The sequence below is a fragment of the uncultured Citricoccus sp. genome, from assembly GCF_937871995.1.
In the GTDB taxonomy this organism is placed as follows: domain Bacteria; phylum Actinomycetota; class Actinomycetes; order Actinomycetales; family Micrococcaceae; genus Citricoccus.
Window position 1 is genome coordinate 1 of sequence record NZ_CALMQR010000095.1, and the last position, 9,656, is coordinate 9,656.

The window sequence follows — 9,656 nt, forward strand, 5'->3', positions numbered from 1 at the left end:
CCGAGGCCCAGAAACAGCAGTGGCTGCCGGCCATGGCCGCCGGTGAGGCGATCGGGTGTTTCGGGCTCACCGAACCGAATGCGGGCTCGGACCCGGCCTCGATGAGAACCACCGCCGTCCAGGAGCCGGGTGGGGACTGGGTGCTGTCCGGGACCAAGCGGTGGATCGGGTTGGCGACCCTGGCCGATGTGGCGATCATCTGGGCCCAGACCGGTGAGCACGGGGAGGGCCGGGGGGTGCGCGGGTTCGTGGTGCCCACGGACACTCCCGGGTTCTCCGCCGAGGCGATCGGGTCCAAGCTGTCGATGCGGGCCTCGGTGCAGTGCGAGATCCACCTCGATCAGGTGCGCCTGCCGGCCGAGGCGATCCTGCCGGCCGAGAGTGCGGTGGGCCTGAAGGGCCCGTTCCAGTGCCTGAACGAGGCGAGGTACGGGATCATCTGGGGGGTGATGGGCGCGGCCCGGGACGCGTTCAACGCGGTGCTGGACTACACGCTGGGCCGGGAACAGTTCGGCACCCCGTTGGCCGGGTTCCAGCTCACGCAGGCGAAGCTGGCGGACATGGCGGTGGCCATCAACAAGGGGTACCTGTTGGCTCACCAGATCGGCCGGATCAAGGACACCGACCCGGCCGCGTTGAGCCCGGCGATGATCTCCACCGGGAAGCTGGACAACTGCCGGGTCGCGATCGGCATCGCCCGCGAAGCGAGGGAGATGCTCGGGGGCAACGGGATCACCCTGGAGCACTCCCCGCTGCGCCACGCCAACAACCTCGAGTCCGTGCGCACCTACGAGGGCACCGACGAGGTCCACCAGCTCACCATCGGCCGCACCCTGACCGGCATCGGCGCCTTCACCCGGACCCAGGCCCGACCATGACCCACCAGCACACCGAACAACAGACCGAACAGCAGACCGGCCCGCGCCCAACCGCGACCTGACCGGGACCGGGGCCTGACCCGGAGCATCACCGGAGGGTTATGCTTCGCGCATGAATGAGCAGGGGACCTCGCGCCGGATCGTCACGGGCCTGGTGGATGCCGGGCTGGTGGACGCACAGCGGGCGGAGGACGCGATCTCCGTCGTCGAGCGCCAGCTCGCCCCGCCCGGTGCCGTCGGCGCACCGGAGGAACGCCGGCGGACGGGCCCGCGACTGACCGAGGTGATCGCCTACGCGGGCGCCGCGCTGGTCGTCGTCGCGGTCATCCTGCTTGCCGCGCAGTACTGGGGCGACCTCACGGCCCTCCAACGCAGCCTGATCCTCGGGGGCATCGCCGTCGTGCTCCTGGCCGGTGCCCTCGTGATCGTCCGGGCCGCGGGCGGCGCCTGGCTGCTGCGCGACCGGCTCGGCCCGCGTCCCCGGTTCCTGGCCGGGACGCTCGTGGTCGCGGCGTCCATCGCGGCCGGCGTCGCGCTGGGCAGCTGGATCCTGCACGAGAACTTCCCGCCGCCGTCCTACGACCTGCACAACGTGTCCATGACCTCCGGGGTGGTGCTGGCCCTGGTCATCCTGCTGGTCGGCTACGTGCTGGCCCCCTCACCGCTGCTGCATCTGGCGCTGGCCCTGGCCACCGTCGTGTTCCTCACCAGTGTCTGGACGGGCGACGACTACCGCGCCGAGGTGCTGCGTGCCGTGCTGATCCTGGCGGTGGGCGCCGCGTGGCTCGCCCTCTCCCTGCTCGGCCGGTGGTGGACCGAACCCCAGCTGGGCGGGGCGGTCGGGGCACTGATGCTGCTCCTGGGGGCGCAGGTCCTCCTGGCGCATCCTGAACCCGGCTGGGCGTACGCGGTGACGTTCGTCGTCGCCCTGGCGCTGTTCGGCCTGTACTGGTGGCGCGGCTGGTGGCCCTTCCTGGCCGTGGGGGTCATCGCCCTGACCACCGCGGTCACGGAGGCGCTCATCGAGTGGACCGACGGCTCCCTCGGCGCCGGCGGCGCCACCCTGGTGGCCGGCCTGGTCCTGCTGGGATCCTCCGGTGCGGCCGTGGTGCTCCGCCAGCGCCGGGGCCACCGGACCCAGGAGGCCCCCGCCGCCTGAGGCCCCCTCCGCCTGGGACCGGCGGGGCGCGCGGCGTCGTCGGCTCAGCGCTCCAGCGTCAGGTCCACGTCGCCGATCCAGGGGCGGGCGATCTCGTCATAGGTGCCGTCGTTCAGGGCGATGTCCAGCCACTGGTCCACGTAGTGCTTGAAGACCACGTCCCCCTGCGGGAGCATGTAGCCCTTCTGGAAGTAGTCGAACGGCTCGTCCGGATTGACCACGCAGAGCTCCTCGTACTCGTGGTCGATGTACAGCACCTCCGAACGGTCGGTGGTCATCACGTCGGCGCGGCCGGCCACGATCTCGTCGAAGATCGTCAGGTTGTCGTGGGTCTTCAGCTCGCCCTCGGGGTAGTGCTCGCGGGCGAACTTCTCGTTGGTGCCTCCCTCCGGGAAGATCGAGGTGACGCCGGGACGGTTGATGTCCTCGATGGACCGGTACTTCTCGGCGTCCTCACAGCGCGCGATGGGCGTCTTGCCGTCCTCCAGGGTCGGGGCGGTGAAGAAGACCTGTTCAGCACGCTCGGGGTTCATCGAGATGCCGCCGACCGCGATGTCGCACCCGGCCAGGTAGTCGTCCATGAGGGTCTTCCAACTGGTCTTGACCCACTCGACCTCGACACCGAGGGTCTCGGCGAGGTCCCTGGCCATGTCCACGTCGATGCCCGTGAACTCCCCGGATCCCTCCGCCTGCTCGGTGAAGGGCGGATAGTCACCGGTGGTGCAGACCGTGAGACGGCCGGAGTCCTTGATGGCGTCCAGCCGCGAGGCGCCGGCGGCGTCCCCCGAGCCCACGGCGGGCACCGGCGAGGTCTCCGCGACCCCCTGGGCGCCCCTGATCTGGTCGGCACAACCCGTGAGCGTGAGGGCGGCCAGGCCCAGCAGGGCCAGGGCGGGGCGGAGGGGCGTCATTCGGGTTCTCATGGGGCTCCTGACGGTGACAGAGGTGACCTGCCTCATACTATGCAGGCCCACCCCGCGGCCCCCGCACCGGCGCTCCCGCCACGGGCCCCATGCCTTGACGTGACCCGGGTCACATGATTGCATCTATGCAACCTCGTTGCAAACCATGCAACCTCAACCTGGGTGGTTACACATGATCCGAAACTCATCCTCCGGCACGGCCTCTCAGCCCCTCCCCAGCCAGCATCCCGGGTCGGGCACACCGGGCCATGACGCCCCCGACCTCTCCCTCAGCGGACAGCCCCGCCCCGAGGAGATCCGTTCCACCCGACGCCGGGTGGTCGCCGCCAGCTTCATCGGCAACTTCGTCGAGTGGTTCGACTACGCCGTCTACGGCTATCTCGCGGTCACCATCACCGCGGTGTTCTTCCCCGAGTCCGATCCGCAGACCGGCCTCATGCTCACCTTCGCCCTGTTCGCGATCTCCTTCCTCGTCCGGCCCCTGGGCGGGTTCGTCTGGGGTCACCTCGGCGACCGCATCGGCCGGCGCACCGCGCTGTCCTGGTCCATCCTGCTGATGTCGATGGCGACCTTCTGCATCGCCCTGATCCCGTCCTACGCCGCCATCGGCATCTGGGCGCCGATCACCCTGCTGCTGCTGCGCGTGGTCCAGGGCTTCTCCGCCTCCGGTGAGTACGCCGGCGCCTCGGCCTTCCTCGTCGAGTACGCCCCGGCGAACCGGCGCGGCCTGTTCGCCGCCGTCGTCCCGGCCTCGACGGCGACCGGCCTGCTCCTCGGTTCCCTCATCGCCGCGCTGCTCACCGGCCTGCTCGACGCCGGGCAGATGAGCGACTGGGGCTGGCGGCTGCCCTTCCTCCTGGCCGCCCCCATGGGCCTGATCGGCCGCTACATCCGCAACAAGCTCGAGGACACCCCGGTCTTCCGCGAGCTGGCCGAGGAGGACGAGGCCGTCAAGACCCCCGTGTCCGACCTGTTCACCCAGCACTGGCGCGCCCTGCTCGTGGCCAGCGGCGCCGTGCTGCTCAACGCCGTCGGCTTCTACGTGATCCTCAGCTACATGCCGACGTACCTCTCGCAGGAGATCGGCCTGGACGAGACGCTGTCCTACATCGCCACCACCGTGGCGCTGCTGACCTACATCGGGTTCATCTTCCTCACCGGCATGCTCTCCGACCGTTTCGGGCGCAAGAAGGTCCTCATCAGCGCCTCGGTGCTGTTCATCGTGCTGACCTACCCGGCGTTCGTCCTGCTGGGCACCGGCAGCTTCGTGGTGATCGTGCTGGTCCAGATCCTGCTCGGTGCCCTGTTGACCCTCAACGACGGCACCCTGCCCAGCTTCCTGGCCGAGATGTTCCCCACGAGGGTCCGCTACTCCGGCTTCGCCGTCTCCTTCAACCTCTCCAACGCCATCTTCGGCGGCACGGCCCCGCTCGTGGCCACGTGGCTGATCGCCACCTCGGGCACCGACCTCGCGCCGAGCTGGTACCTCATGGCCGCCGCCGCCGTCTCGTTCGTCGCCGTGGCCCTGGCCCCGGAGACCAGCCGCAAGCCGCTGCGGCACCGGTGACCGCTGCGGCGGCACCCTGACGCGCTGCCGTGGGCCGCGCCGCTCACCCGGCCTTCGAGGTCGGCGTGTTGCGGCGCGGCTTCGCCGGGCGCTGGTTCAGGCTGCGGGCCAGCTCCCGCCGCTGGACCGGAGTGGTCCCGCCGCGGATGCCGTACCGGCCGTGCAGGTCCACTCCCGTCTCCTGCGTCATCGCCTCCGCGAGGCACTCGCTGACCACGGGACAGTCGTTGCAGATCGCCAGGGCCGCCTTCTTCTCCATGGGGTCCTTCGAGAAGAAGAGCTCGGTGTCACCCGGACCGCACTCGGCGTACAGCTTCCAGTCCCCCTCGGGCTTCCAGCCCTCGGACGGGTGTGCGGTGAGCGCGGTCAGGGGCGGCATCGGCCCGCGGGGCAGGTCCCGCACCGGCCCGCGCGGCCCGGGAGCACCGGATGCCGGGCGGCCGGGGGTTGTGATGCCGGAAGCTGGGAAGCCGGGGGGTGTGATGCCGGAGGCAGGGACGCCGGAGGTGGTGGCCTCGGCGTCCGCGACACCCTGCGCCGGGACGTCTGGCTCGGCGACACCCGGCGAGGGAACGCCGGCCGCGCGGATCCCTCGCCGAGCGACGCCCTGGGAGAGGACGCCCGACGGGGCACCCCCTGGTGCCGGGCGGCCCCGGAACGCGTCCGCGGCGTCTCGGAGTGCGGGGTTCATGATGGCCATGACTGCGTCACCTTTTCTGTTCGAGCAGCGGCGAACCCCGAGCATGGTGGTGGCGGTGCTCGCCGCGGTCCGGGAACCGATGGGGCCGACGCCGGACCTGGGGTGGAAATCGACGGGTACATCTCGACGGTTACGCCCGAATTACCGCTCCGGCGCCGAAAAGGTTGCAGGACACCTCCATCGACTGTCTCCGACCGGTGGATGACACCGCGGATGACCACCCCCGCGGGGGTGCCCGCAGGACGCCGGCCCCGCGACGGCTAAACCCGTCCGCCCCGTGTGGTCAGATGTTGGGTGCCCTCGGGACCGGCCATCCGGGCCGATCCCGAGGGCGTTCCGGGGTGCCGCCGCGACGGCATCCCACCTGATCTGCGAGGAGGGGACCCCGCCCATGATGGGACCACATCACGCCGCCTGCGGCGCGGCGGCCTGGGTGCTGATCGCCGCCGACGGTGAGCTGGCGCTGGGACCGCTGGCCGGCGTCGGGCTGTTCGGCACGGGCACCGGGGCGTTGCTGACGCTGCCGGAGGCCATCCCCCTGGGATTCGGGCTGCTGGGCGGGATCACGGACCTCGGCGTCCTGGCCGGGGCGATCGTCGCCGCCGGCGCCGCACTGCTGCCGGACGCCGACCACCGCCACGCCTCCATCGCCCACTCACTGCCGCCGGTCTCGGAGTGGTTGTGCCGCATCCTCGGCCGGGCCGCCGGTGGGCACCGCAACGGGACGCACTCGCTGCTGGGGATCGCCGCGTTCACCCTGATGGCCTGGCTGCTCTCCCGGTTGACGCTGCCGACCGAGTCCGGCGCGTTGCAGCTCGGCGCCGGGATCGGGACCGTGCTGCTGTCCGCCTTCGCGGTGAAGGCACTGCGGTTCATGCCGGACCGGGCACGCAGGGCCCCCTGGCTGGTGGGGATCCTGTGCGGGGCGCTGGTCACCGTGGGGCTGGGAGCGGAGAGCTCCTGGTTCGTGCTGGCGGTGGCGCTGGGCGTGGTGGTCCACGTCGCCGGGGACATGCTCACCGACGGCGGCTGCAACCTGCTGTGGCCCGTGCGCCTCCGGCGGCCACGGGAGCTGTCCCGGACGCCGCTGGTGCGGGAGATGTGGAGCAGTGGCGGGCGGATGAAGCTGCCCGTGCTGGGCCCCACCGGGTCACGGCGTGAGTGGGCGGCGGCCACCCTGATCTCCGCGGTCGCCGTGGTGGGCATGCTCAGTGCCGCGTGGGGCGTCGGTGTCCAGCTCCTCGGCACCGCGCTCTGATGCACCCCGCGCTCTGACGCACCCGGTCCGTCCCTCCCGGGCCTCGGGAGACCCCCGGGAGGCGACCCCCGGGAGGGCACCCTCGAACCGGGGTCCGCGCGGACCGGTCTAGGGCGTGTCCTGTGAATCTGGGACTGTCGGTGTTAGACCTGTGGAATGGTCGGGCGTGGTGAACTGACGGATAAGGCGTGGGCCAGGATCGAGCCGTTGCTGCCGGTGTCCGGGCGCGGCGGGCAGTGGCGTGATCACCGGCAGGTGATCAATGCGATCCTGTTCAAACTGCGCACCGGTGTTCCTTGGCGGGATGTGCCCGAGCGTTACGGTCCCTGGAAGACCGCCCATGAGCGGCTGCGGAAATGGACCTTGGACGGGACCTGGGAGAAGATCCTGGCCGAGGCCGTCGTCAAGGACGACGCCGTCGGGGAGGTCGAATGGATCATCAGCGTCGACTCGACCGTCGTACGGGCCCACCAGCACGCGGCCGGGGCCCGTAAAAAAGGGGGTGCCGGCCCGCGATCGAGGCCATCGCAGTGGACGGTGAAGGGATCGGACGCTCCCGGGGCGGACTGAGCAGCAAGATCCACCTGGCCGTGGACGGGCGGGGGCTGCCGATGAGCGTGCTGCTCACGCCCGGCCAGGACGGGGACAACCCGCAGTTGCTGCCCTTGCTGGAGGCCATCGGCGTCCGCCGCCGCGGTGCGGGCCGGCCACGGTGCCGCCCCGAGGCGGTCCTGGCGGACAAGGCCTATTCTCATCCCTCGACCCGCGCCGCACTGCGCCGGCGCCGTATCCGCTTCACCAGCCCCGAGCGCACCGACCAGAAAGCCCGCCGTGCCGCCAGGGGCAGCGCCGGTGGCAGGCCTCCGGCCTTCGACGCCGCCGAGTACCGCCGCCGCAACGTGGTCGAACGCTGCTTCAACCGGCTCAAGCAATTCCGCGACCTGGCCACCCGCTACGCCAAGCGCGCCGCCTACTACCGCTTCGAACTCCTCATCGCCGCCACCATCCTGTGGATGCGATGATTCACAGGACAGGCCCTAGCCGGCCTCCTCGGACAGCATCCGGCGGGCCTCCTCGAGCGCCCAGCCGGAATCCTTGTCCAGTTGCGCCAGGGCCAGCAGGTTCCCGATGCGCTGCTCCCGGCTGAGCTTGGCCGTCTCGTCGGCGAGGTTGATCATCGTCAGCACGCGGGCGTGGGCACGGCGCCCCCGGGCCTTCGTGCGGGTGTCGTTCGCCTCGGTGTCCCGCAGGATCTCCAGTGCTTCCGCCAACAGGTTCTTCATAGTCCGGTCCCCCAACCGTTGATCGTGCGCCATCCACCGTACCCGAAGGCAGCCGAGGCGTCGTGGCCGGGGTCACACGGCGCAGTATTCCCCCACCCCCTGCGGGCCCCGCCCGGGACAGGGATCGGCCCCTGCAGCGCGCCCCGGGTGATGAGGCCCGCATCACTCACGGTAGATTCGGAACCGGCGGGTGACGGACACCCCGGCCACCCGCCGTCCTTCACACCGAGACGAGGATCTGGATGCACCGACCGATGTGCCAGCCCACTGCTCTGCCCCAGCCCGCCCTGCCCCGGACCGCCCGGCGGGAGGTGGACCCATGCTGACCCCCACCGCGCGCGGCCCGCTCAGCGAGTGCGTCCTGGAGTCCCTGCGCACCGGGGACACCTCCCGGGCGGCCGACGCCCCGGACGCCGGCAGTCCCGAGGACGCCCAGATCACCCTGTGGGCCCTGTACGAGCAGCACTACCGGGGCTTCGAGGACGTGGCGGGCGACCTGGAGTGGGACCCGCAGCTGATCGCGGTGCGACGGCGCCTCGAGCAGGACTTCGAGCGGGAGCTCCGCGCCCGGACCCCCGGGGTGCCCGAGCCCGGGAACTTCGCCGAGGACTTCTTCGCGTTCGTCGCCGACCACGACGGCCCCTCGCTGGCGGCCCACATCCACCGCTCCGCATCCGAGGAGCAGGTGCGGGAGTTCCTGCGTCACAAGTCGATCTACCACCTGAAGGAGTCGGACCACACCACGTGGGTCATCCCCCGCCTGTCCGATACCGTCAAGGCCGCCGTGATGGAGTTGCAGTACGACGAGTACGGGGGTGGCAACCCGCACCGGTTGCACGCCCACCTCTTCGCCCAGGGCCTGACGGCCAGCGGCCTGTCGGCCGAGTACGGCGCGTACATCGACGAGGTCCCGGTCGAGGTCCTCGAGCAGAACAACGTGATGTCCCTGTTCGGGTTGAACCGGCGACTCCGTGCGGCCTCGCTCGGCTTTCTGACCGCCTTCGAGGCCACCAGCTCTTCGCCGTCGCGCAAGATCGCCGGCGGGCTGGAGCGCCTGGGCTTCCCTGCGGAAATGGTCGAGTACTACACCGAGCACGTCGAGGCCGACGCGGTGCACGAGCAATTGGCCGTCCGCACGATCTGCGGGGCCCTGCTGGCCGAGGAGCCCTCCCTGCACGAGGACGTCTTCTTCGGCGCGTGGACCAGCCTGGACCAGGACGACCGCTACGCCCAGCGCATGCTCGGCGCGTGGGCCTCATGAGCGACGAACCGGGCAGGCTGCCGGGCCAGGGGCCGGGCATGACCCCGGGCCACCCGGACGTGATCTTCTGTCCGGGAGGCCCGATCCTGCTCCGCGGCGATCACGTGGTGCAGGACGAGGACGGCAACGAATATCAGACCACCCGGCCCGTCAGCGCCGTCTGCCGCTGCGGCGGTTCCGCCATCAAGCCGTGGTGTGACGGCACCCACAAGGTGATGCGCAGGCGCCCCGGCCGCTGACCGGCGCACCGACCGGCCCGCCGGGCAGCCTGAGGGGTCAGCGGGTGAGCCGCACGACCACCCCGCGGTCGAAGACGCGGGTCTCGACCGCGCTGACCGCACCGTCGGACCGCTGCCCCGCATAGGCGGCGATCAGCTCGGCCTGGGCGGTGTTGCCAAGCTGGAGCAGTGCGGAGCCCCCGCCGGCCAGGTGACCGACGATGAGGTCGGCGCACGTCCGCGCGAGGTCCAGGCCGTCGTCGCCGCCGTCGATCGCCAGGACGGGGTCCGCCGGGAACCGCGAGGTCTCCGCCGAGCGCACCCACGGCGGGTCCGCGATGATCAACGGGAACCGTTCGTCCTCACCGAGCGCCTCATCGATCCGGGCCAGCCGGAACTCGACGCGGGA

9 protein-coding genes and 2 pseudogenes are annotated in these 9,656 nt (G+C 71.1%); 7 read left to right on the forward strand and 4 right to left on the reverse strand.

Translation table 11 applies throughout. The annotated features are described in order from the left end of the window. Together Q0283_RS11220 and Q0283_RS11225 are read left to right on the forward strand one after the other, a co-directional pair. A partial coding sequence (locus Q0283_RS11220) for an acyl-CoA dehydrogenase family protein (protein WP_298044690.1) occupies positions 1-878 on the forward strand: 878 nt, incomplete at its 5' end. A 112-nt stretch (positions 879-990) separates the two neighbouring features. After that, positions 991-2,037: a hypothetical protein gene (locus tag Q0283_RS11225; RefSeq protein WP_298044691.1), complete on the forward strand. Its 1,047-nt coding sequence runs from the start codon at positions 991-993 to the stop codon at positions 2,035-2,037. Positions 2,038-2,081: 44 nt separating this feature from the next. Here Q0283_RS11225 and Q0283_RS11230 read toward each other — a convergent pair whose 3' ends face one another. After that, positions 2,082-2,960, reverse strand: a complete 879-nt coding sequence (locus Q0283_RS11230; RefSeq protein WP_298044693.1) for a transporter substrate-binding domain-containing protein — start codon at positions 2,958-2,960, stop codon at positions 2,082-2,084. A 172-nt stretch (positions 2,961-3,132) separates the two neighbouring features. On the opposite strand from Q0283_RS11230, the gene Q0283_RS11235 reads away from it, so the two are divergent. Further along, a complete protein-coding gene (locus tag Q0283_RS11235; RefSeq protein WP_298044695.1) occupies positions 3,133-4,527 on the forward strand; it encodes an MFS transporter in 1,395 nt (464 codons plus the stop codon). A gap of 43 nt (positions 4,528-4,570) precedes the next feature. Here Q0283_RS11235 and Q0283_RS11240 read toward each other — a convergent pair whose 3' ends face one another. Then, a complete protein-coding gene (locus tag Q0283_RS11240) occupies positions 4,571-4,906 on the reverse strand; it encodes a WhiB family transcriptional regulator (RefSeq protein ID WP_298044697.1) in 336 nt (111 codons plus the stop codon). A 712-nt stretch (positions 4,907-5,618) separates the two neighbouring features. Here Q0283_RS11240 and Q0283_RS11245 point away from each other — a divergent pair. Together Q0283_RS11245 and Q0283_RS11250 are read left to right on the forward strand one after the other, a co-directional pair. Further along, positions 5,619-6,485 carry a metal-dependent hydrolase gene (locus Q0283_RS11245; protein WP_298044699.1) on the forward strand — a complete coding sequence of 289 codons (867 nt, stop codon included), beginning with the start codon at positions 5,619-5,621 and terminating at the stop codon, positions 6,483-6,485. Positions 6,486-6,641: 156 nt separating this feature from the next. After that, positions 6,642-7,507 (forward strand): annotated as a pseudogene (locus tag Q0283_RS11250) (IS5 family transposase). Between the two features lie 15 nt (positions 7,508-7,522). On the opposite strand, the gene Q0283_RS11255 reads toward Q0283_RS11250, so the two are convergent. Continuing rightward, entirely contained in the window at positions 7,523-7,768 is a 246-nt protein-coding gene (locus tag Q0283_RS11255; protein ID WP_010143850.1) for a hypothetical protein, read from the reverse strand. Between the two features lie 319 nt (positions 7,769-8,087). Here Q0283_RS11255 and Q0283_RS11260 point away from each other — a divergent pair, with 319 nt between their 5' ends. Both Q0283_RS11260 and Q0283_RS11265 read left to right on the forward strand, forming a co-directional pair. Beyond that, complete coding sequence (locus tag Q0283_RS11260; protein ID WP_183528962.1) at positions 8,088-9,029, forward strand: iron-containing redox enzyme family protein; 942 nt, start codon at positions 8,088-8,090, stop codon at positions 9,027-9,029. Further along, entirely contained in the window at positions 9,026-9,268 is a 243-nt protein-coding gene (locus Q0283_RS11265) for a CDGSH iron-sulfur domain-containing protein (protein WP_221243759.1), read from the forward strand. Before Q0283_RS11260 ends, Q0283_RS11265 begins: the two co-directional genes overlap by 4 nt. Before the next feature lie 37 nt (positions 9,269-9,305). Here the strand turns inward: Q0283_RS11265 and Q0283_RS11270 are convergent. Then, positions 9,306-9,656 (reverse strand): annotated as a pseudogene (locus Q0283_RS11270) (methyltransferase); the annotation flags it as partial.

Excerpts from the sequence above, each read along its gene's own strand:
- Q0283_RS11240 (WP_298044697.1), bottom strand. The coding sequence starts at position 4,906 with ATGCCGCCCCTGACCGCGCTCACCGCACACCCGTCCGAGGGCTGGAAG.
- Q0283_RS11255 (WP_010143850.1), bottom strand. The coding sequence starts at position 7,768 with ATGAAGAACCTGTTGGCGGAAGCACTGGAGATCCTGCGGGACACCGAG.
- Q0283_RS11230 (WP_298044693.1), bottom strand. The coding sequence starts at position 2,960 with ATGAGAACCCGAATGACGCCCCTCCGCCCCGCCCTGGCCCTGCTGGGC.
- Q0283_RS11235 (WP_298044695.1), top strand. The coding sequence starts at position 3,133 with ATGATCCGAAACTCATCCTCCGGCACGGCCTCTCAGCCCCTCCCCAGC.
- Q0283_RS11265 (WP_221243759.1), top strand. The coding sequence starts at position 9,026 with ATGAGCGACGAACCGGGCAGGCTGCCGGGCCAGGGGCCGGGCATGACC.
- Q0283_RS11225 (WP_298044691.1), top strand. The coding sequence starts at position 991 with ATGAATGAGCAGGGGACCTCGCGCCGGATCGTCACGGGCCTGGTGGAT.
- Q0283_RS11245 (WP_298044699.1), top strand. The coding sequence starts at position 5,619 with ATGATGGGACCACATCACGCCGCCTGCGGCGCGGCGGCCTGGGTGCTG.
- Q0283_RS11260 (WP_183528962.1), top strand. The coding sequence starts at position 8,088 with ATGCTGACCCCCACCGCGCGCGGCCCGCTCAGCGAGTGCGTCCTGGAG.